Source organism: Staphylococcus sp. HMSC034C12 (genome assembly GCF_001835895.1).
In the GTDB taxonomy this organism is placed as follows: Bacteria; Bacillota; Bacilli; order Staphylococcales; family Staphylococcaceae; genus Staphylococcus; species Staphylococcus hominis.
Genome location: NZ_KV826331.1, coordinates 62,208 through 85,089, shown reverse-complemented (window position 1 = coordinate 85,089; position 22,882 = coordinate 62,208). Strand labels below are relative to the sequence as shown.

25 protein-coding genes are annotated in these 22,882 nt (G+C 30.4%); 24 read left to right on the top strand and 1 reads right to left on the bottom strand.

The features are described from left to right. Nucleotide 1: 1 nt before the first annotated feature. From HMPREF2629_RS07085 to recO, 12 genes are all read left to right on the top strand, one after another. A complete protein-coding gene (locus HMPREF2629_RS07085) occupies nt 2-754 on the top strand; it encodes a 16S rRNA (uracil(1498)-N(3))-methyltransferase (RefSeq protein ID WP_048681515.1) in 753 nt (250 codons plus the stop codon). Nucleotides 755-759: 5 nt separating this feature from the next. Further along, the gene (gene mtaB / locus HMPREF2629_RS07080) at nt 760-2,106 is read left to right on the top strand and encodes a tRNA (N(6)-L-threonylcarbamoyladenosine(37)-C(2))-methylthiotransferase MtaB (RefSeq protein ID WP_017176212.1); all 1,347 of its coding nucleotides are present in this window, start codon (nt 760-762) and stop codon (nt 2,104-2,106) included. Between the two features lie 132 nt (nt 2,107-2,238). Next, nucleotides 2,239-2,415: a 30S ribosomal protein S21 gene (gene rpsU / locus HMPREF2629_RS07075; protein WP_002449867.1), complete on the top strand. Its 177-nt coding sequence runs from the start codon at nt 2,239-2,241 to the stop codon at nt 2,413-2,415. Nucleotides 2,416-2,566: 151 nt separating this feature from the next. Then, a complete protein-coding gene (locus tag HMPREF2629_RS07070) occupies nt 2,567-3,274 on the top strand; it encodes an NfeD family protein (RefSeq protein WP_017176213.1) in 708 nt (235 codons plus the stop codon). Between the two features lie 14 nt (nt 3,275-3,288). Next, nucleotides 3,289-4,275, top strand: a complete 987-nt coding sequence (gene floA, locus HMPREF2629_RS07065; protein ID WP_017176214.1) for a flotillin-like protein FloA — start codon at nt 3,289-3,291, stop codon at nt 4,273-4,275. 16 nt (nt 4,276-4,291) lie between these two features. Next, entirely contained in the window at nt 4,292-4,987 is a 696-nt protein-coding gene (locus tag HMPREF2629_RS07060) for a hypothetical protein (protein ID WP_048682790.1), read from the top strand. Between the two features lie 272 nt (nt 4,988-5,259). Further along, complete coding sequence (locus tag HMPREF2629_RS07055) at nt 5,260-6,207, top strand: PhoH family protein (protein WP_002449734.1); 948 nt, start codon at nt 5,260-5,262, stop codon at nt 6,205-6,207. Further along, nucleotides 6,208-6,669 (top strand): rRNA maturation RNase YbeY, encoded by a 462-nt coding sequence (gene ybeY, locus HMPREF2629_RS07050; protein WP_017176216.1) that lies wholly within the window; start codon nt 6,208-6,210, stop codon nt 6,667-6,669. It abuts the gene before it with no gap. Beyond that, nucleotides 6,665-7,012: a diacylglycerol kinase family protein gene (locus tag HMPREF2629_RS07045; RefSeq protein WP_029376821.1), complete on the top strand. Its 348-nt coding sequence runs from the start codon at nt 6,665-6,667 to the stop codon at nt 7,010-7,012. Before ybeY ends, HMPREF2629_RS07045 begins: the two co-directional genes overlap by 5 nt. Nucleotides 7,013-7,025: 13 nt before the next feature. Beyond that, entirely contained in the window at nt 7,026-7,430 is a 405-nt protein-coding gene (cdd, locus tag HMPREF2629_RS07040) for a cytidine deaminase (protein ID WP_002455278.1), read from the top strand. After that, entirely contained in the window at nt 7,431-8,330 is a 900-nt protein-coding gene (gene era, locus HMPREF2629_RS07035; protein WP_002449851.1) for a GTPase Era, read from the top strand. 33 nt (nt 8,331-8,363) lie between these two features. Beyond that, nucleotides 8,364-9,113 carry a DNA repair protein RecO gene (gene recO, locus HMPREF2629_RS07030; protein ID WP_017176218.1) on the top strand — a complete coding sequence of 250 codons (750 nt, stop codon included), beginning with the start codon at nt 8,364-8,366 and terminating at the stop codon, nt 9,111-9,113. A gap of 72 nt (nt 9,114-9,185) precedes the next feature. On the opposite strand, the gene HMPREF2629_RS07025 is transcribed toward recO, so the two are convergent. Then, nucleotides 9,186-10,577, bottom strand: a complete 1,392-nt coding sequence (locus HMPREF2629_RS07025) for a glycine--tRNA ligase (protein WP_017176219.1) — start codon at nt 10,575-10,577, stop codon at nt 9,186-9,188. 330 nt (nt 10,578-10,907) lie between these two features. Here HMPREF2629_RS07025 and HMPREF2629_RS07020 point away from each other — a divergent pair, with 330 nt between their 5' ends. From HMPREF2629_RS07020 to HMPREF2629_RS06965, 12 genes are all read left to right on the top strand, one after another. Next, nucleotides 10,908-11,531: a transcriptional regulator CcpN gene (locus HMPREF2629_RS07020; RefSeq protein WP_071560954.1), complete on the top strand. Its 624-nt coding sequence runs from the start codon at nt 10,908-10,910 to the stop codon at nt 11,529-11,531. A gap of 10 nt (nt 11,532-11,541) precedes the next feature. Beyond that, complete coding sequence (locus HMPREF2629_RS07015) at nt 11,542-12,354, top strand: pyruvate, water dikinase regulatory protein (RefSeq protein ID WP_017176221.1); 813 nt, start codon at nt 11,542-11,544, stop codon at nt 12,352-12,354. Nucleotides 12,355-12,417: 63 nt separating this feature from the next. Beyond that, entirely contained in the window at nt 12,418-14,226 is a 1,809-nt protein-coding gene (gene dnaG / locus HMPREF2629_RS07010) for a DNA primase (protein ID WP_070813246.1), read from the top strand. Nucleotides 14,227-14,499: 273 nt separating this feature from the next. Continuing rightward, complete coding sequence (gene rpoD, locus HMPREF2629_RS07005) at nt 14,500-15,606, top strand: RNA polymerase sigma factor RpoD (RefSeq protein WP_070813245.1); 1,107 nt, start codon at nt 14,500-14,502, stop codon at nt 15,604-15,606. A gap of 103 nt (nt 15,607-15,709) precedes the next feature. Beyond that, nucleotides 15,710-16,399, top strand: a complete 690-nt coding sequence (locus tag HMPREF2629_RS07000; RefSeq protein ID WP_002449878.1) for a tRNA (adenine(22)-N(1))-methyltransferase — start codon at nt 15,710-15,712, stop codon at nt 16,397-16,399. After that, nucleotides 16,389-17,492: a Nif3-like dinuclear metal center hexameric protein gene (locus HMPREF2629_RS06995; protein WP_070813244.1), complete on the top strand. Its 1,104-nt coding sequence runs from the start codon at nt 16,389-16,391 to the stop codon at nt 17,490-17,492. The genes HMPREF2629_RS07000 and HMPREF2629_RS06995 overlap by 11 nt, the downstream gene beginning before the upstream one ends. 24 nt (nt 17,493-17,516) lie before the next feature. Beyond that, the gene (locus HMPREF2629_RS06990) at nt 17,517-18,863 is read left to right on the top strand and encodes a DEAD/DEAH box helicase (RefSeq protein ID WP_002449896.1); all 1,347 of its coding nucleotides are present in this window, start codon (nt 17,517-17,519) and stop codon (nt 18,861-18,863) included. 9 nt (nt 18,864-18,872) lie between these two features. After that, nucleotides 18,873-19,763, top strand: a complete 891-nt coding sequence (locus HMPREF2629_RS06985; protein ID WP_002449740.1) for a deoxyribonuclease IV — start codon at nt 18,873-18,875, stop codon at nt 19,761-19,763. A gap of 120 nt (nt 19,764-19,883) precedes the next feature. Further along, entirely contained in the window at nt 19,884-20,660 is a 777-nt protein-coding gene (locus HMPREF2629_RS06980; RefSeq protein WP_070813243.1) for a metal ABC transporter ATP-binding protein, read from the top strand. Between the two features lie 56 nt (nt 20,661-20,716). Further along, the gene (locus HMPREF2629_RS06975) at nt 20,717-21,562 is read left to right on the top strand and encodes a metal ABC transporter permease (protein WP_070813242.1); all 846 of its coding nucleotides are present in this window, start codon (nt 20,717-20,719) and stop codon (nt 21,560-21,562) included. 3 nt (nt 21,563-21,565) lie between these two features. Beyond that, entirely contained in the window at nt 21,566-21,988 is a 423-nt protein-coding gene (locus HMPREF2629_RS06970) for a Fur family transcriptional regulator (RefSeq protein WP_070813241.1), read from the top strand. A gap of 231 nt (nt 21,989-22,219) precedes the next feature. Next, nucleotides 22,220-22,822 carry a superoxide dismutase gene (locus HMPREF2629_RS06965; protein WP_002449767.1) on the top strand — a complete coding sequence of 201 codons (603 nt, stop codon included), beginning with the start codon at nt 22,220-22,222 and terminating at the stop codon, nt 22,820-22,822. Nucleotides 22,823-22,882 lie beyond the last annotated feature (60 nt).

Below are 22,882 nucleotides of genomic sequence, written 5' to 3'. Positions count from 1 at the left end.
TTTGCAACGATACTTTATCAATCAAAACGCTGATGAGAATCAGCGTTTTTTTATTACCAATGAAGAAGATATACATCATATCAAAAATGTAATGAGAAATACGATTGGTAACAAAATTATAATTAATTTTAATGATAAAAAAGTATTTATTACTGAAATTACACATATAAGTTCTAATCAAATTGAAGTTTTACCAATAAACCAATTAGATATTGACACTGAATTACCAGTTGATGTAACGATTTGTAGTGGTTTAATAAAAGCTGATAAATATGAATGGTTGCTTCAAAAAAGTACAGAATTGGGTGCCAATCATTTTATTTCAGTGGGTATGGATCGATCTGTAGTTAAATTACAAGAGAACAAGGTACAAAAGAAAATAGATAGATGGCAAAAGATTGTAAAAGAAGCTGCTGAACAAAGTTATAGACTTGTTATTCCAGATGTTAAATTTCAGTCGAATTTAAAAGTAATTTATGATACCATAAATAATTATGACTATGTGTTAATAGCATATGAAGACGAAGCCAAGCATGGTGAAAAAAGTCGATTTAAAAATATTTTAAACAACTTTCAAACGAATGATCGTGTGTTAATCATATTTGGACCTGAAGGTGGTTTTTCCGATAAGGAAATTGATCTCTTTAGGGAGGTAAGCTTAAACATTGGTTTAGGCCCTAGAATATTAAGAGCAGAAACTGCGCCACTATATGCACTTAGTGCTATAAGTTTTGAGAAAGAATTGATGGGGTGAATTAAATGGCAACAGTAGCGTTTCATACTTTAGGTTGTAAAGTAAACCATTATGAAACTGAAGCAATATGGCAATTATTTAAAGATGCTAATTATGAAAGAGTAGATTTTGAAACTAATGCAGATGTATATGTCATTAATACTTGCACCGTGACTAATACAGGTGATAAAAAAAGTAGACAAGTCATTAGAAGAGCAATACGTCGTAATCCTGATGCAGTAGTATGTGTTACAGGTTGTTATGCACAAACATCTTCTGCTGAAATTATGGAGATTCCAGGCGTAGATGTCGTTGTTGGTACTCAAGACAGACATAAATTACTTAGTTATATTGATCAATTTAGAGAAGAACGTCAACCAATTAATGGTGTTGGAAATATTATGAAAAATCGTACATATGAAGAATTAGATGTACCTTATTTTACGGATAGAACTCGTGCATCTCTAAAAATCCAAGAAGGTTGTAATAACTTTTGTACGTTTTGTATTATTCCATGGGCACGTGGTTTAATGCGCTCTAGAGATCCTGAAAAAGTAGTTGAACAAGCAACACAATTAGTTCAATCTGGATATAAAGAAATTGTATTAACTGGTATTCATACCGGTGGATACGGTCAAGATTTAAAAAATTATAATTTAGCTCAATTACTCAGAGATCTTGAGGAAATTGATGGTTTAGAAAGAATTAGAATTTCTTCAATTGAAGCCAGTCAACTTACTGATGAAGTCATTGATGTTCTAAAAAATTCTAATAAAGTGGTTAGACATTTACATGTACCATTACAATCAGGTTCAGATACAGTATTAAAACGTATGCGCCGTAAATATACTATGGAACATTTTTCTGAAAGACTAACAAAGTTACATGATGCATTACCTGATTTAGCGGTTACAAGTGATGTTATAGTAGGTTTCCCAGGAGAAACTGCAGAAGAATTCCAAGAAACATATGATTTTATAGTTAAACATAAATTCTCAGAGTTACATGTTTTCCCGTATTCACAACGTATTGGTACACCTGCTGCACGTATGGATGATCAAATTGATGAGTCAATTAAAAATGAACGTGTACATAAACTTATTGCTTTAAGTGACCAACTTGCTAAAGAATACGCATCAAAATTTGAAAATGAAGTTTTAGAAGTGATTCCAGAAGAAGTAGGAGAAACAAAAGATACATTAGTAGGTTACGCAGATAATTATATGAAAGTTGAATTTGAGGGTAGTGAGGATTTAATCGGTGAGATTGTTAAAGTTAAAATTAATAAAGCTGATTATCCAATTAACATTGGTAGTGCAGTTAGAATCGTTAATCATGCTACTAATAAAACTGAAGAAGGCGTATTATTATAAATTTTTGAAATTATAAAGATTTATAATTGACCATAATTATTTCATATATTATACTAAATAAAGCATAGTTAATTATTTCTATGCAATTATTGACTTTAAGTTTCGTTGATATTTGGAGGGAGGGAAATACAGATGTCTAAAACAGTAGTACGTAAAAACGAATCACTAGAAGATGCATTACGTAGATTTAAACGTTCAGTATCTAAAAGTGGTACTATCCAAGAAGTACGTAAACGTGAATTTTACGAAAAACCAAGTGTAAGACGTAAGAAAAAATCAGAAGCTGCACGTAAACGTAAATTCAAATAATTAATAGCTCTGTTGACTCCCTCAACATGAATGTTAATTATATATATATTCTCTCAATTAGTTAAACTAATTGAGAGTTTTTTTATACAATTGTAATACTATAATATAGTATTTATTTCATGTATAATTTAATTGAGAGCGAGGTGAGATAATGATAAGTATAAATTTGATACATATCGAGAATACTTTTGCTTCATTGAATCATTCATGGTTGGGTGATATGTCAAATATCATTGTTAATCCTATTGTTTTATTAATTCTTACATGTATTATCTTTTTAGGTTTTTTATATCAACTTTATTCTAAAAGGATAAATATTTTAGGTATTTTAGCTTCTCTAGCGTTACTTATTCTATTTCTAGGGTTTTTAATTAATGGCGATGTCAATTTGATTTCAATTTTATTGTTTTTCATAGGTATCATCTTAGTAATAATAGAACTATTCATTGTTGGAGCAGTAATTGGAATTATAGGAATAGTGCTTATTATTGTTAGTATGATTATGTTAGGAGATAATATTTTAGTTATGCTCTTTAATGTTATTGTCGCTTTAATACTTTCTATTATAGAATGGGTGATTTTGGTGAAAGTGTTTAATCGTAAAATACCATTTTTTGATAAAGTGATATTGAATGATTCAACGAGTACAGAAGCTGGTTATAGATCTCATGATGATCGTTCTTACTTAGTGGGAAAAACTGCGTATACTACTACTGATTTAAGACCTGCTGGAATCATAACTTTAGATGACAAAAGAATTGATGCTGTTTCTGACGGTACATTTATCTTGAGAAATAAAAAAGTAAAAATTTTAGAGGTAGAAGGTAGTAGAGTAGTTGTAAGAGAAATAAAAATATAAAAGGAGTAAAGTCAATGTTAAATATTGGAATTATAATTATTGCGATTATTATAATAGTTGCTTTATTATTATTATTTTCATTTGTACCAGTCGGATTATGGATTTCCGCTATTGCTGCAGGTGTAAAAGTTAGTATTGCTACACTTGTAGGAATGCGACTTCGTAGAGTATCTCCTCGTAAAGTGATAGGTCCTCTTATTAAAGCTCATAAAGCAGGACTAAATTTAACAACAAATCAATTGGAATCTCATTATCTAGCTGGTGGTAATGTAGATAGAGTAGTGGATGCCAACATAGCAGCTCAACGTGCAGATATCAATTTACCTTTTGAAAGAGGTGCCGCAATAGACTTAGCAGGACGCGATGTCTTAGAAGCTGTTCAAATGTCTGTTAATCCCAAAGTAATCGAAACTCCCTTTATTGCCGGTGTTGCGATGAACGGTATCGAAGTTAAAGCTAAAGCTAGAATTACAGTAAGAGCTAATATTTCTAGACTTGTAGGTGGTTCTGGAGAAGAAACAATTATTGCACGAGTTGGTGAAGGTATTGTTTCCACAATTGGTTCTAGTGAACATCATACACAAGTACTAGAAAATCCTGATAATATTTCTAAAACAGTATTAAGTAAGGGATTGGATTCAGGAACAGCATTCGAAATTTTATCAATTGATATTGCAGATGTAGATATCGGTAAAAATATCGGCGCTGATTTACAAACGGAACAAGCACTCGCAGATAAAAATATTGCTCAAGCTAAAGCTGAGGAACGACGTGCTATGGCTGTTGCCTCTGAACAAGAAATGAAAGCACGTGTTCAAGAAATGCGTGCTAAGGTAGTAGAAGCTGAATCAGAAGTACCACTAGCGATGGCTGAAGCTTTACGTAAAGGTAATATTGGAGTAAAAGATTACTATAATTTAAAAAATGTAGAAGCAGATACAGGTATGAGAAACGCTATTAATAAACGTACTGAACAAAATGACGATGAATCACCAAATTAAATAGAGGGGTGATTAAATGAATATTGGAATTCTTATATTCGTTATTTCTGTGATTGTTACTGGTATTAGTGCAATGAGAGATAAAAGTCATGAACAACGAAAAAATCAAACGCCTCCACACAAAAATACACAAAGACCTACGCAAAACACACCAAGAAAAAAAGGTATTTTTGAACAGATAGAAGAAGCTTTTAATGAGATGGCATCAGAATTTGATGAAGAAGAACAAAATAAAAAAACATCATCACCAAAACCATCTTCTAAAAAAGAAACGGTTCACAGTGATAAAAATCTTAAAAAAGAAGTTAAGACTGAACATCCTCGTGGAGAATTAAAACGGTTTGAAACTAAACAATCTCATACCGAAAAAGTGCCTTCTAAAGATAGTGATTCAACTTCACGAGAGAGATCTCAAAGTGAAAAAGATATTAAAAAACAGTTAGAAGACTCGCTATCAAAAGAATTATTTAATGTGAGATCTGAAATTGACAAAGAAAAAGAAAAACAACTTTCTTTAATTGAAAAGAAAGCTAAAGAAATTATTAATGATAAGTACTTATCTGAAAAAACGAAACGTTATAAACTGAATCAATTACTCAATAGTAAATCTATTGAAAAAAATATGACACATCAAACGTTTCAATTTGACAATGACCCGATAGTTGATGGGATTATTTGGCAAGAAATACTAAATAAACCTAAAAAATTATAAGGGTTATAAATAAAAGAATAAGACAACATTTATTGTTTCATTCTGACCTTTACAAGAGACTTTCTACGTGGAAGTCTCTTTATTTATGCTCCTAATATGTTAAGATGCGCCTAAAACACATATTGTTCTTGGTACTTTTTATTATGTTATATTATCTTAGGTTAATTATTCATTCAAAACATTTAAATTTGTATACTTTATCATTGTTTAGTAAAATTTATATGAAAGATTAATTATTAATGAATATGTTTTATGTGAAAAGGAGCGCTTTTATGCCAGGAATAATTCAAATAGATAACATCAACCATTCTCAAGCTTTAATTGGTAATAATGATGAACATTTAAAATCGATTGAAGAAGCATTTGATGTTATCATACATGCTCGTGGGCAAGAAATTGCAGTAAAAGGTCAAGTATTAGAGCATGTTGAAAAAGCAGAATTAGTTCTTAAAAATTTATTAAAGGTAATTGAGTTAGGACATTCAATTACATTAAAAGATGTTGAGGCTGCCATAAAGATGGCTAAAAATGACACTATTCAATATCTATTGGATTTATATGATGAAGAGATTACTAAAGATGCCTTTGGTAAAACAATTCGTGCAAAAACAATGGGGCAACGTCTTTATATTAATGCTATGAAACGTAATGATTTAGTGTTTGGTATAGGTCCTGCTGGAACAGGTAAAACTTTCCTTGCAGTTGTTTATGCTGCAAAACAATTAAGAAAAGGAACAGTAAAAAGAATTGTTTTAACAAGACCAGCTGTAGAAGCTGGTGAATCATTAGGTTTCTTACCAGGAGACTTAAAAGAAAAAGTTGATCCATATTTAAGACCTCTTTATGATGGTTTAAATACTGTCCTAGGTAGAGAACAAACAGCACGTTTTATTGAACGAGGTACAATTGAAATTGCTCCCTTAGCGTATATGAGGGGTAGAACTCTAGATGATGCATTTGTCATTTTAGATGAAGCTCAAAATACAACACATGCACAAATGAAAATGTTTTTAACTCGTCTAGGATTTGGTTCAAAAATGGTTGTAACTGGAGACCAAACTCAAATTGACTTACCAAAAGGTGTTAAAAGTGGATTAAAAGAAGCTATTAAGAACCTTCGTGGTGTTAAAGGAATAAATATAATGGAACTAGATCAAAGTGATGTAGTACGACACCCATTAGTAAGTAAAATTATCGAACGTTATGAAGGAGACAATTAAATGTTTACGATTGATTTCAATGATCATACAAACTTAGTTAAAGATGAATGGTATCATCAAATCGAAGACTTAATTAACTTTGCTAAAGAAAAAGAAAACATTCATGAAGATGCTGAATTGTCAGTTACTTTTGTAGATAAAGATGAAATTCAAGAAATAAATAAAAATTATCGAGATAAAGATAGAGTGACTGATGTTATTTCTTTTGCACTTGAAGAAGATGAACCAGATATTATTGGTTTAGATATTCCTAGAGTGTTAGGAGATATTATTATTTGTACTGATGTAGCTAAGGAACAAGCTGAATCTTATAATCATTCATTTGAAAGAGAACTTGGTTTTTTAGCTTTACATGGTTTTTTACACTTATTAGGATATGATCATATGAATGAAGAAGATGAAAAAGAAATGTTTGGACGCCAAAAAGAAATTTTAAACGCATATGGATTGACTAGAGATTAAATTTTTAAAACGATTTAAATACACTTTTGATGGTTTAAAAACACTTCTTCAAAAAGATCACAATTATCTAATACACTTAATATTCGCATTCATAGCTATCATTTTAGGAATTATCGTAAGACTTTCAACTGTAGAATGGTTGTTTATTTTGTTAAGCATCACTTTGGTACTTACGCTTGAGGCTGTGAATACAGCTATAGAATGCGTCGTAGATTTAGTTACTTCTGACTATCACGAATTAGCTAAACAAGCTAAAGATATTGCCGCCTTTAGTGTTATGGTTGTTTCAATCTTTGCACTAATTATGGGTTTAATGATTTTTATACCTCACATCTTTTTTTAAAGGGGACAATAAAATGAGTTATCAATCACATTATTTTCAAGAAGTTAGAAAAGCTCAACAACGTGCTTATGTACCGTATAGTCATTTTAAAGTAGGTGCATATTTAAAAACAAAAGACGGTCGCCATTTTTATGGAGCAAATGTTGAAAATGCAGCTTATCCAGCAACGATTTGTGCAGAACGATCTAGTTTAGTAGCTGCAATTTCAGAAGGCTATCGACCAGGAGATTTTGAATCAATAACAGTTACCGTTGACGCTGAACATCCGTCATCACCTTGTGGAACATGTCGTCAAGTATTAAAAGAACTCTGTGATGACGACATGCCTGTGTATATGACAAATCATAAAGGTGAGATGATTAAGTCAACTGTAGCAGAACTATTACCTCACGGCTTTTCGGGAAAGGATTTAGAATAAATGACAGAACACAAATCAGGATTTGTATCTATTATAGGGAGACCGAATGTGGGAAAATCCACGTTTATGAATAGAGTCATTGGACATAAAATTGCAATTATGTCAGATAAAGCTCAAACAACAAGAAATAAAATTCAGGGAGTAATGACAAGAGAAGATGCTCAAATCATTTTCTTAGATACACCAGGTATTCATAAACCTAAGCATAAATTAGGAGATTATATGATGCGTGTAGCTAAAAATACACTATCAGAAATTGATGCTATTATGTTTATGGTAAATGTAAATGAAGATATTGGTCGTGGTGACGAATATATAATGGAAATGCTAAAAAATGTTAAAACACCAGTATTTCTAGTGTTAAATAAAATTGATTTAGTTCATCCAGATGCACTTATGCCTAAGATTGAAAAATATAAAACCTATATGGATTTTACTGAAATTGTGCCAATTTCGGCACTTGAAGGATTGAATGTGGATCACTTTATCGATGTACTTAAAGATTATTTACCTGAAGGTCCAAAATATTACCCTGATGATCAAATATCGGATCATCCAGAACAATTTGTAGTAGGCGAAATTATTAGAGAAAAAATCTTACATCTAACAAGTGAAGAAATCCCCCATGCAATAGGGGTAAATGTAGATAGAATGATTAAGGAAAGTGAAGAAAGAGTAAGAATTGAAGCAACTATTTTTGTTGAACGTGATTCTCAAAAAGGAATTGTTATAGGTAAGGGTGGGAAAAAACTTAAAGAAGTCGGTAAAAGAGCTCGACGTGATATTGAAATGCTTCTCGGATCAAAAGTTTACCTCGAATTATGGGTAAAAGTTCAGAAAGATTGGAGAAATAAAGTAAACTTTATTCGTCAAATGGGATATGTTGAAGATCAAGATTAACGTTTAAATTAATAGGAAAGCCGGTGAGATGCATTGTTAGAAAAACAAAAAGGAATTATCATAAAATCAGTAGATTATGGTGAATCCGATAAAATTATTACAATATTAAACGAGCATGGTGCTAAAATTCCTATTATGGTAAGACGTGCTAAGAAATCTAAAACCGGCTTGCAAGCTCATACACAACTCTTTGTGTATGGCTTATTTATTTATAATAAATGGAAAGGTATGGGAACGCTCAGTTCTATTGATGTCATAAACCAATATTATCAATTACGATTAGATATTTTTGATAGTAGTTATGCGACTTTATGCGTCGAAGCAATAGATCGATCATTAGAACCAAATGAAGTTTCTTTATATCATTATAAGTTATTAGAATTTGTACTCAATAAAATTTCAGAAGGTAATTCTGCTCAATTAATGTCGATTATCGTATTATTGAAATGTATGAATAAATTTGGTTTTGGCGCATTTTTCGATTATTGTGCAATTACTGGTGATACTGATCAATCTAAGCTTATTGCTTACAGTTTTAAATATGATGGGACCATCTCAGAAACTGTATTAAATAATGATCCTTATGCCTTAAAGCTATCCAATAAAACATTTTATTTATTGGATATTTTACAAAAGTTGCCAATTGATAAAATGAATCATTTTAATATTAACCAAGCTTTATTAGATGAAATGTCAGAATTAATGATAATGCTGTATAGAGAATATGCTGGCATGTACTTTAAAGGTCAAAAATTAATTAATCAACTTAAGCGATTAGAATAATATAAAATGTTTAAATTAATTAAAAGAACCCACTTATTACTCATAGTAAGTAATAAGTGGGTTCTTGTTATATTAAAACTTAACTTTTTCAGCTAAGAATGTTTCTAATTCTGAGATTGGCATACGAACTTGTTCCATAGAATCTCTATCACGTACTGTAACTTGATTATCTTCTAATGAATCAAAATCAAATGTAATACAGTAAGGAGTACCGATCTCATCTTGACGACGATAACGCTTACCAATTGATTGTGATTCATCAAAATCAACAGAAAACTTAGAACTTAATTGTTCAAAGATTTTAATTGCTTCTTCAGATAATTTTTTACTTAATGGTAAAACAGCAGCTTTATATGGCGCTAAAGCAGGGTGGAAATGCATTACTGTACGAGCATCTTTACTACCTTCAACGCCTTCTTCATCATAAGCATCACATAAGAAAGCTAATGTAACACGATCTGCCCCTAAAGAAGGTTCAATACAATATGGAATATATTTCTCATTTGTTTCTGGATCATGATATCTGAAATCTTCACCAGAATGTTCACTGTGCTTTTTCAAGTCAAAATCAGTACGGCTTGCAATACCCCATAATTCGCCCCAACCAAATGGGAATTTATATTCAATATCTGTAGTCGCATTAGAATAGTGAGATAATTCTTCTTCATCATGATCGCGTAATCTCATATTTTCTTCATTGATGTTTAAATCTTTTAACCATTGACTTGCAAATGTTTTCCAGTAATTTTGCCATTCAATTTCTTCACCAGGTTTACAGAAGAATTCTAATTCCATTTGTTCAAATTCTCTTGTTCTAAAAATAAAGTTACCAGGCGTGATTTCATTACGGAATGATTTACCGATTTGACCAATACCAAATGGTAATTTTTTACGCATTGAACGTTGAACATTTTTATAATTTACGAAAATACCTTGAGCAGTTTCTGGACGTAAAAATAGTTCATTAGTAGAGTCCTCAGTAACACCTTGGAATGTTTTAAACATTAAGTTAAATTGACGAATATCTGTCCAATTAGCAGTCCCACTTACAGGACATACAATGCCTTCATCATCGATAATACGTTTCATTTCCTCAAAACTTAAGCCATCAGCAATGAAATTTTCGTCACCTTTTTCATTTTGCATATAGTCTTCGATTAATTTATCTGCACGATAGCGAATTTTACTATCTTTATTATCAATCATTGGGTCGTTAAAATTACCTAAATGACCAGATGCTTCCCAAGTTTTTGGATTCATTAAAATGGCAGCATCAATCCCAACATTGTATGGTGATTGAGTAATGAATTTTTGCCACCATGCTTTTTTAATATTATTTTTTAATTCAACACCTAATGGACCATAATCCCATGTATTAGATAAACCACCGTAAATATCACTGCCTGGGAATACAAATCCTCTATGCTTAGCTAGTGATACAATAGTATCCATATCTTTAACCATAATATCTCTCCTTTTAAAATAAAAACGTCCCAAGACAATAAATAAATATAAAATAATACTTATTATTATCTTGGGACGAGTTAATAATTCATCTATATAAATATATAGTGTTAACAAAATAACCCGCGGTTCCACCCAAATTAGTGTAGACACTCGCTTTTATGTAATGATATTGATAAGCCAATTTTTGAAATGTTAAGCTTCCACCGACCTTAACTCGCTTAATCATATTTTAATTCATAGAAAATTTAATAGCAAGGATTTATATGTATTTGTAGGTATATATATAAATAGGTATAATAAAAATGAAATTAAAAGGGGTGAAGACCTATAGAATTAAGTAAAAGACAAGAACAAATAATTGAAATAGTTAAAGATGGTGGCCCAATAACAGGTGAACATATAGCAGATAAACTTAATTTAACTCGTGCTACTTTACGTCCTGATTTAGCTATTTTAACTATGTCTGGTTTTATTGAAGCTAGACCACGTGTGGGTTATTATTATTCAGGTAAATCTAAGAATAAATTAGTCAGTGATCAGTTACGTCAATATATAATAAAAGATCATATGTCTCTACCTGTTATCGTTAAAGAAGATATGACAATTTATGATGCTATATGTACTATATTTTTAGAAGATACAGGAACATTATTTATTACTAATCAAAAAGATGAATTGATTGGTGTGAGCTCGCGAAAAGATTTGTTACGTGCCTCTATGATTGGGCAAGATATTCATACTATGCCTATAAGTGTCATTATGTCACGTATGCCTAATATTGTTTATTTAGAAGAAGAAGACCTCGTCATCTATGCAGCAAGTCAAATGATAGATAAGGAAATTGATTCAATTCCCGTTGTTAGAAAAAAAGAAAATAGTAAATATAAAGTTGTAGGTAGAATATCTAAAACAACAATAACAAAATTATTTGTTTCATTATTTAAAGAATAGGTGATAAACAATGGAAAATATAAAGATAATCATTGCATCTGATTCAATAGGAGATACAGCTGAGTTGGTTGCTAGTGCTTGCGTCGCTCAATTTAATCCTAAAGCTTGTAAACATGGTTTTTTGAGATATCCTTATATAGAAACCTTTAAGGATATAGATGAAGTTATACAGGTCGCTATAGATAAAAATGCAATTATTGTATATACGTTAGTAGAACCAAAAATCAAAGCATATATGAAGAAAAAAGTAGACGCTTTCTCCTTAAAAGCTGTTGATATAATGGGTCCTCTAATGACACTACTTAATCAAACGCACGATGAGGAGCCGTATAATCAGCCAGGCAGAGTTCATAAATTAGACGATGCCTATTTCAAAAAAATAGATGCAATTGAATTTGCGGTAAAATATGATGATGGCAAAGATGCGAAAGGATTACCTAAGGCAGATATTGTTTTAATTGGCATTTCAAGAACTTCTAAGACACCTCTATCTCAGTATTTAGCGCATAAAAGCTATAAAGTAATGAACATTCCTCTAGTTCCAGAGGTAACGCCACCAGACGAATTGTTTAAAATTAATCCAAATAAATGTATAGCATTAAAGATTAGTGAAGATAAACTTAATTTAATAAGAAAACAACGACTTAAACAATTAGGATTAGGTGAGCATGCTAGATATGCGACTGAAGATAGAATTAAAGAAGAAATTCAATATTTTGAAAAAATTGTCGAAAAAATAGGATGTCCTGTTATTGATGTATCTGATAAGGCTATTGAAGAAACAGCAAATGATGTTATACAAATCATTGAAAGTAAAGCATAAATATTTAAAAACCTTCTATAAAAGTGTATAATACTATGACTACTATTTAATAGGTGATATATATTGCGTATAGAACAGTCTGTAATCAACGAAATAAAGGAAAAAACAGATATTTTAGATTTAGTAAGTGAATATGTGAAATTAGAAAAAAGAGGACGCAATTACATTGGTTTGTGTCCTTTTCATGATGAAAAAACACCTTCGTTTACAGTTTCTGAAGATAAACAAATATGCCATTGCTTTGGTTGTAAAAAAGGTGGAAATGTTTTTCAATTTATTCAAGACATTAAGGACATTTCATTCGTAGAAGCAGTACAAGAACTTGGAGAACGCGTTAATATAAAAGTAGATATTGGTCATTCTAATCCATCTACAACGCAGATAGCATCTGAAGACTTAAAAATGATTGAAATGCATGAATTAATTAATGAATATTATATGTATGCATTAATGAAATCCGTAGAAGGTGAAGAAGCTTTAAATTATCTTGTAAATCGTGGTTTCACTGAAGAATTAATAAAATCTCGTGGAATTGGGTATGCCCCTAATAACGCTCACTTTTGTCATGACTTTTTAAAACAAAAAGGATATGACATAGAACTAGCTTATGAAGCTGGTTTGTTATCACGTAACGAAGAAAATTTTAGTTACTACGATCGTTTTAGAGATCGCATCATGTTTCCTTTAAAAAATGCTCAAGGAAGAATTGTCGGTTTTTCTGGTAGAACTTATAACAATCAAGAACCTAAGTATTTAAATAGTCCTGAGACACCGATTTTTCAAAAAAGACGATTACTTTATAATCTTGATAACGCAAGAAAATCAATTAGAAAAAATGATGAAGTAATGTTGTTAGAAGGATTTATGGATGTAATTAAAGCTGATTACGCTGGATTAAAAACAGTGGTAGCAAGTATGGGTACAGCATTATCAGAAGATCACATGACAGTTTTAAAAAAATTAACCTCTAATATAACTTTAATGTTTGATGGAGACTTTGCTGGTCAAGAGGCTACTTTAAAAACTGGAGAACATTTACTGAAACATGGATTAAATGTATTTGTAGTACAATTACCAAAAAACATGGATCCCGATGAATATATAGTTAAATTCGGTAAAGAAAAATTTATAGAATTTTTAAATAATGAGAAGAAATCGTTTATTATTTACAAAGTTCAATTCTATCGAGATGAAATTGAAAATAATGATCTAGCTTATGAGCGTCACTTTAAAGAGATTACTGAAGATATTTCATTTGTCAGATCTTCAATATTAAAAAATAAAATTGTGAATGACGTAGCTGACATTTTCAATATTGATGCCAATACTATTATGTCCAATGTACATCAACAACCTGAATTTATCTCATATGAAGAAGACTATATTGGAAATACCAATGATAACTCGAATTCAAATTCTCAAAATTTAAACATTGTTTTTACACATTTAAACAAAAGTGAAAAAGCACAAAGAGCTTTATTAAAACATTTTATGATGGATAAAGATGTATTTCTAAATTATAACCGACAACTTGAAGCAAATGATTTTACGAATAAATATTTCCAAAGTATTTTTAAAGCGCTAACCGATTATTATTCTGAAAATGATTACTATTCGATAAGTGATTTAATATTATACATTGAAGATAAAGATATTAGAGAAGCAATCATACAGCTTGATGATTATGAATTAAATCGAGAACCTTATGATTTAGAAATTGAAGAATATATCTCAACTTTAAATGAAAACAAATATGAAGATTCTATTGAAGAACTTAATCATAAATTAAAAGAAGCACTTAGAATTGGTGACGTAGAATCTCAAAAGTATTATTTACAAATGATAGTTAATAAAAATAAGCAACGCATGTAGATGAATATTTAAATTAAAGAAATATAAACAAATATTAAACTTTTAATATAGTATTTATATTTAATAACCATTACTGTATAATGGTTATTATGCTTTTTTAAAGGGTAGACAAATAGTAAGTTAAATATTTATGAAATAAGGATATCATTTTTATTACCTATAGAATGATAATATTTCATGTTTATTATAAAATATACTTTTCTTATTATAATAATTTATTATATAATTAAATATCTTAATTGAAAGCTTAAAATACGATTGGGAGGCCTTTTCATGTCTGATAAACAAGTTAAAATCAAAAAACAAACAATTGATCCGACTTTAACATTAGAAGATGTTAAAAAACAATTAATTGAAAAAGGTAAAAAGGAAGGTCATCTAAGTCATGAAGAAATTGCTGAAAAGCTGCAAAATTTTGACATGGATTCCGACCAAATGGATGATTTCTTTGACCAACTAAATGATAACGATATTAGTTTAGTAAACGAAAAAGATAGTTCAGATACAGATGAAAAATTAAATCCAAATGACTTAAGTGCGCCTCCAGGTGTTAAAATTAATGATCCTGTAAGAATGTACTTAAAAGAAATTGGACGTGTAAATCTTCTTAGTGCACAAGAAGAAATTGAATTAGCTAAACGTATTGAACAAGGTGATGAAGTAGCAAAATCTCGCCTTGCAGAAGCCAACTTGCGATTAGTTGTGAGTATTGCAAAACGGTATGTTGGTCGTGGTATGCTTTTCTTAGACTTAATTCAAGAGGGGAATATGGGTCTTATCAAAGCAGTAGAAAAGTTCGATTTTAGTAAAGGATTTAAATTTTCTACTTATGCTACGTGGTGGATTAGACAAGCCATTACACGTGCTATTGCTGACCAAGCTCGTACCATCCGTATTCCTGTGCATATGGTTGAAACTATTAATAAGCTTATTCGCGTACAAAGACAATTATTACAAGACTTAGGTCGTGATCCTGCTCCTGAAGAAATTGGTGAAGAAATGGATTTACCACCTGAAAAAGTTCGCGAAATACTTAAAATAGCTCAAGAGCCAGTATCCTTAGAAACGCCAATAGGTGAAGAAGATGACAGTCACTTAGGAGACTTTATTGAAGATCAAGAAGCACAAAGCCCTTCTGACCATGCTGCTTATGAGTTATTGAAAGAACAATTAGAAGACGTTTTAGATACACTTACTGATAGAGAAGAAAATGTTTTACGTTTAAGATTTGGCCTTGATGACGGACGAACTAGAACATTAGAAGAAGTGGGTAAAGTGTTCGGTGTTACAAGAGAACGTATTCGTCAAATCGAAGCTAAAGCGCTTAGAAAATTAAGACATCCAAGTCGTAGCAAGCGTCTTAAAGATTTTATGGACTAAGATTAATGGTGAATCTGAGTTAACGATAGATGTTATGTATAAAGAAACTTGAGGCTAAGACAATACTATGTCCTAGCCTCTTTTTATAATAAAGGAGATAACAATGATATCATTAAATCATCGATTAAAAGTTGTAAGCCAATACTTATTAAGTAATTCATTAGCTGATATCGGTTCTGATCACGCTTATTTACCTATTTATGCATTACAACATCATCTATGCGATGATGCTATTGCTGGCGAAGTAATCAAAGGACCTTATACAGCTGCTAAAAAGAATGTAGCACAGCATCAACTTACTCAACATATCGATGTTCGATTAGGTGATGGTCTTAGTATACTAACCGAGAAAGATAAAGTAGATAATATCACAATTTGTGGAATGGGTGGACCTTTAATAGCGAAAATATTAGATGAAGGTAAAGATAAACTTGCACATCATCCACGTCTAATTTTGCAAAGTAATATTCAAACTGAAACCTTACGCAAGACACTTCAACATCTTAATTATGATATTATCGCTGAAGAAATTTTAGAAGAAAAAGGACATATCTATGAAATTGTAGTTAGTGAATGGAAAGAAAATCTTAATCTTCTTAATAAAAAATCACTTAAATTTGGTCCTATTCTTTTAAATAATAAAAACGGTATTTTTATAAAAAAGTGGGAAAGAGAGTTAGCAGCTTTAGAGCATATTCGTAATCAATTGAATCCAATACAACATCGTGAGAGACTAGAAGAGATTGAAGAAGAGATATCAATGATAAGAGAGGTACTCTATAATGAAAATTAAAGAACTAATGTCAATTATTGACCAACACGTTCCCCTTAAAACTGCTGAAAGCTGGGATAATGTGGGTTTATTAATTGGAGATGACACTAAAGAGATAACAGGTATTTTGACAGCATTAGATTGCACAATGGAAGTAATAGAAGAGGCAATTAGCAAAGGATACAATACAATTATTGCCCATCACCCTTTAATTTTTAAAGGTATTAAATCATTAGTTAATGATGGATATGGTAAATTAATACACTTGCTTATTCAAAATGATATTCAACTTATTGCTTTGCACACCAATTTAGATAATCACATTGATGGTGTCAATGAGATGCTAGCAAAAAAATTAAATTTAACTAATATTAGATTTTTAAATGAAGAAGAATCATTTTACTATAAAGTACAAACTTACATTCCCGAAGAAAATCTAGAATCATTTAAATATCATATTAATAATATTGGTTTAGCAAAAGAAGGGAATTATGAATATTGTTTCTTTGAGTCTAAAGGTAAAGGTCAATTCAAACCAGTTGGAGAGGCTCGCCCTCATATTGGAGAACTAAATCGAATTGAATATGTAAATGAAGTGAAGCTAGAATTTATGATTCGTAAAGATCAATTAAATATTGCTAAAAATGCAATTATTAATTACCATCCTTATGAAACACCTGTATATGATTTTATTAAGATGACGACATCTGCTAATTATGGTCTTGGAAAAATAGGCGAACTAAATGAGCCGTTAAATTTAGAAGATTTTGCTAAATATGCTAAAGCACATTTAAATATTCCTACCGTTCGTTATACAGGTCCTTCAGAAGCGTTAATTAAAACAGTTGCTATTATCGGAGGTGCTGGTATCGGTTTTGAAACTAGTGCTTTTAAAAAGGGAGCAGATGTTTTCGTTACTGGAGACATAAAACATCATGATGCACTTGATGCTAAAACTAATGGCATTCATTTATTAGATATCAATCATTATAGTGAGTACGTTATGAAAGAAGGACTTAAAGGCTTACTAGGACAATGGTTATTTAGTAATGAGAGTAAGCAGTTTAATATAGAAGCTTCAGAAATAAATACAGATCCATTTAATTATATTTAAAACTATACAAAGGAGGCCAGATGAATGGCTAATCATCCATTTGAAATATTTAATTTAAATACAAATCTTATTGATGCAGTTAAAGATTTAAATTTTAATAAACCTACTGAAATTCAAAATAGAATTATTCCACGTATAAAAAAAGGAACCAATTTAATTGGTCAATCACAAACCGGTACTGGCAAATCACACGCCTTTTTATTACCTTTAATAGATTTAATTAATACTGACATTAAGGAACCTCAAAGTATTGTTGTTGCACCAACTCGTGAATTAGCACAACAATTGTATAAAGTGGCTAGTCATCTAGCTAGTTTTCAATCAGATATTAAAGTAAGTTTATTTATTGGTGGTACTGACATAGAGAAAGATAAACAACGAACAAATCAACAACCTCAATTAGTGATTGGTACACCAACACGAATCAATGATTTAGCTCAGAGTGGACATTTGCATATTCATAAGGCATCATATTTAATTATCGATGAAGCAGATTTACTCATTGATTTAGGCTTAATAGAAGATGTTGACTATATTGCTGCTCGTTTAGATGAAAATGCTAATATTGCAGTCTTTAGTGCAACAATTCCAAAATCATTAGAACCGTTTTTAAATAAGTATCTTAGTCACCCTGAATATGTTGTAGTTGATAACAAATCCCAAAATAAAAAAAATATTGAATTTTATTTGATTCCTACTAAAGGAACTGAAAAAGTTGATAAAACTTTGCAATTAATTGATATACTAAATCCATATCTATGTATTATTTTTTGTAACAGTAGAGAAAATGCAAATGAACTTGCTCAATCTCTTAATGAGTCTGGCATTAAAGTTGGTATGATTCATGGTGGTTTAACACCAAGAGAACGTAAACAACAAATGAAACGTATTCGGAATTTAGATTTCCAATATGTTATTGCAAGTGATTTAGCTTCAAGAGGAATTGATATTGAAGGCGTTAGTCATGTAGTGAATTTTGATGTTCCTAATGATATTGATTTCTTTACTCATAGAGTGGGTAGAACAGGACGTGGAAATTATAAAGGCGTGGCTCTAACATTATATAGCCCAGATGAAGAACATAATATTTCTCTTATTGAAGATAAAGGCTACCACTTTGATAATGTTGATATTAAAAATGGAGAACTTAAGCCAATCAAAGCGCACAATACACGTCATAAACGCGAACGTAAAGATGATCATTTAACAAATCAAGTAAAACATAAAGTAAGAAGTAAATCTAAAAATAAAGTTAAACCAGGTTATAAAAAGAAATTTAAACAAGAAGTAGAAAGAATGAAACGACAAGAAAGAAAGCAATACAGTAAACAACGTAGTAGACAACAACGAAAAAACAATAAAAAAGGTTAGGTGAAACAAATGTTAATTGGCTCACATGTATCAATGAGTGGTAAAAAAATGTTAGAAGGATCGGCCGAAGAAGCACATCAATTTGGTGAATCAACATTTATGATTTATACAGGTGCACCTCAAAATACAAGAAGAAAAAGTATAAACGATTTAAATATTGAAAAAGGGCATAAAGTTATGGAACAATATGGTTTATCAAATATTGTTGTACACGCTCCTTACATAATAAACATAGGAAATACAACGAAACCTGAAGTTTATGAATTAGGTGTTAATTTCCTTCAAAATGAGATTGAACGTACGCAAGCTTTAGGAGCGAAAGATATTGTCTTACATCCAGGTGCACATGTAGGTGCTGGTGCAGATAAAGGAATTAATCAGATTATTAAAGGATTAAATGAAGTGTTAACACATGATCATGATGTACGAATTGCGCTTGAAACAATGGCTGGAAAAGGAACAGAAATTGGACGTAGTTTTGAAGAACTTGCTCGCATTATTGATGGTGTGACACATAACGATCGGTTATCTATTTGCTTCGATACCTGTCATACACATGATGCTGGTTATAATATCAAAAATGATTTTGATGGCGTTTTGAATGAGTTTGATAAAATCATTGGAATAGACCGTATTAAAGTTGTTCATGTAAATGATAGTAAAAATGAACAAGGTGCACATAAAGACCGACATGAAAATATTGGATTTGGATATATTGGTTTTGATGCTTTGAATAATGTGGTACATCATGAAGCTTTTAAAGACATTCCTAAAATCCTTGAAACTCCTTATGTAGGAGAAGATAAGAAAAATAAAAAGCCGCCTTATCGCTTTGAAATTGAAATGTTAAAATCTCAAATTTTTGATCCTAAATTAAAAGAAAAAATATTGAATCAATAATTAAAATAAGAGTAAGATAGCATAATCTACAAAGAGCCTATCTTACTCTTGTTTTAATTCGTAAACATTACTATTTACAAAAAACATATATAATTGTATAGTATTTAGCGAGGTGAAAAGATGAATCAACCTGTTTTTGAATTAAAAAATATTGATTATTATTTTGATAATAAACAAGTATTAGAAAACATTAATATCCGAATTAATAAAGGTGACTTTCTTGCAATTGTTGGCCCTAATGGAGCCGGGAAATCTACTCTTTTAAAGGTTATTCTTGGCTTGTTACCATTACAACACGGTGAAATATACATTGACGGGAAATCTTATAAAAAAAATACTCAATCTGCATTAAAAATTAGTTATGTGTCTCAAAAAGCCAATGCTTTTACTGCTGGATTTCCTGCTAGTGTGAAAGAAGTCGTTTTAAGTGGTTTAACTAAAACGAAAAGAATTTTTCAGTGGTTTAATAAAAATGATGAACAACAAGTAGATAATGTCTTACATCGTTTAAATATTCATCATCTAAAGAATAAAAATATTGCAGAATTATCAGGTGGACAACAACAACGTGTACTAATTGCACGCGCTTTAATTTCAAATCCATCTGTCTTAGTATTAGACGAACCGACAAATGGGATTGATGCAAAACATGTGAATGAATTTTATGCCACCTTGCAACATTTAAAAGAAGAAGGTATAACGATTATTTTAGTTACTCATGATATAGGCGTTGTGGTAGACACAGCTACAAAAGTCGCTTGCTTAAATAAACATCTTCATTTCCACGGTTCTACTGAAGAATTTAAGTCTCTTGATGAAGTTGAAATTTCAAAAATATATGGTCATCCAATTAAATTTGTTGATCATCAACATAATCGTTCATGCTGTGAAGCATAATTTTAAATAGGAGTTAATTATGATAAGTATATGGATTGAATTAAGAGGTGAATATCATGATTGAAGCATTGTTAAACTTTGATTTTATGAGATATTCACTTTTAAGTGGGATATTGATTGGTTTTATTGCACCTTTAATTGGTGCATTTATAGTGGTAAGGCGATTATCATTAATTGCTGATGCTTTAAGTCACGTCACACTAGGCGGTATTTCGTTTGGAATGTTTATTATTACCTTATCACCAGCATTAGCATTTATAAATCCTATGTGGTTTGGTATAATCTTTGCAATAGTTGGAGCTTTACTTATAGAAAAATTAAGAACTTCGTATTCAAACTATCAAGAAATTGCAATTCCAATTATAATGAGTGCTGGAATTGCATTAAGCGCAATTTTTATTTCTCTAGCTGATGGGTTCAATCAAGAAATTGTTGGATTATTATTCGGATCAATTAGTGCTGTAAATTTAAGTGACTTAGTCACAATTACGATCATTTCAATCGTCGTATTATTATTCATTCTTTTATTATACAAAGAATTATTTATTTTATCTTTTGATGAGGAATATAGTAAGGTTATTAATATTCCAAAATGGATTCAGTTTTTATTTATAACGATTGTTGCTATGGTTATTTCTGCATCAATGAGAGTAGTAGGAATTTTACTCGTGAGTGCATTAATTACATTACCTGTGGCTATAGCAATGCGATTAACTAAAGGATTTAAACAGTTGATTATCTTAAGTATTATTATAGGTGAATGTTCTGTCATTCTAGGACTTACCTTAGCATTTTATATTAATATATCTCCTGGTGGTGTCATCGTGGTATTATTAGTTCTGATTTTAGGAATAACGATGTTACTACAGAAAACTAAACGAACTGCCAAAAAGGAGCATTAAATTATGAATACAAACGACGCTATTAAAATTTTAAAAGACAATGGGTTAAAATATACTAAGAAAAGAGAAGATATGATTAATATCTTTGTTAATGAAGATAAATATATTAATGCTAAATTTATACAACAACAATTAGACAATGATTATCCAGGTATATCTTTTGATACTATTTATCGTAATCTTCATCTTTTTAAAGATTTAAATATTATTGAAAGTACAGAATTAGATGGAGAAATGAAATTTAGAATCGCTTGTACTAATCACCATCATCATCATTTTATATGTGAAAATTGTGGAGATACAAAAGTAATAGATTTTTGTCCAATTGAGCAAGTTAAGCAATTTCTACCTAATGTAGATATTCATACTCATAAATTAGAAGTATATGGTATATGTGAAACTTGCCATAATAAAGGTATAAATTAAAATGAGATATGTTCTGAGACGTAAATAAGCGTCTCAGTTTTTTTATAGGTCAAAAGTCTGAATTTTTACTAATATTGAAATATAATGTTTAAAAACTACTAAAATGAGATATAAAAAGAGTATAATAAGAAATATGACAACTATGTGAATAATATTTAAAGCAAATGATTTGTTGCACATCATATAGCTTGTTATGATTTATGTGAAAATAATTTAGGAGGATGATTATTTATGGCTTTTGAATTACCAAATTTACCATATGCAGCAGATGCATTAGAACCACATATCGACAAAGAAACAATGGAAATTCATCATGACAAACATCATAACACTTATGTTACAAAATTAAACTCTGCAGTTGAAGGTACTGATTTAGAATCTAAATCAATTGAAGAAATTGTTGCAAATTTAGATAGTGTACCTGAAAATATTCAAACAGCAGTACGTAATAATGGTGGAGGTCATTTAAATCACTCATTATTCTGGGAATTATTAACTCCTAATTCTGAAGAAAAAGGTACTGTAGTTGATAAAATTAAAGAACAATGGGGTTCTTTAGATGAGTTTAAAAAAGAATTCGCTGATAAAGCTGCAGCACGTTTTGGTTCAGGTTGGGCTTGGTTAGTAGTAAATAATGGAAAATTAGAAATTGTTACTACTCCAAATCAAGATAACCCTATTACTGAAGGAAAAACTCCAATTTTAGGCTTAGATGTTTGGGAACATGCTTATTATCTTAAATATCAAAATAAACGTCCAGATTATATCAGTGCTTTCTGGAATGTTGTAAATTGGGAAAAAGTAGACGAGTTATACAACGCTGCTACAAAATAATAAATAAAAAAAGTATTTATTAGTGATCTCTTTTTGGGAGATCACTTTTTTTTATGAAAA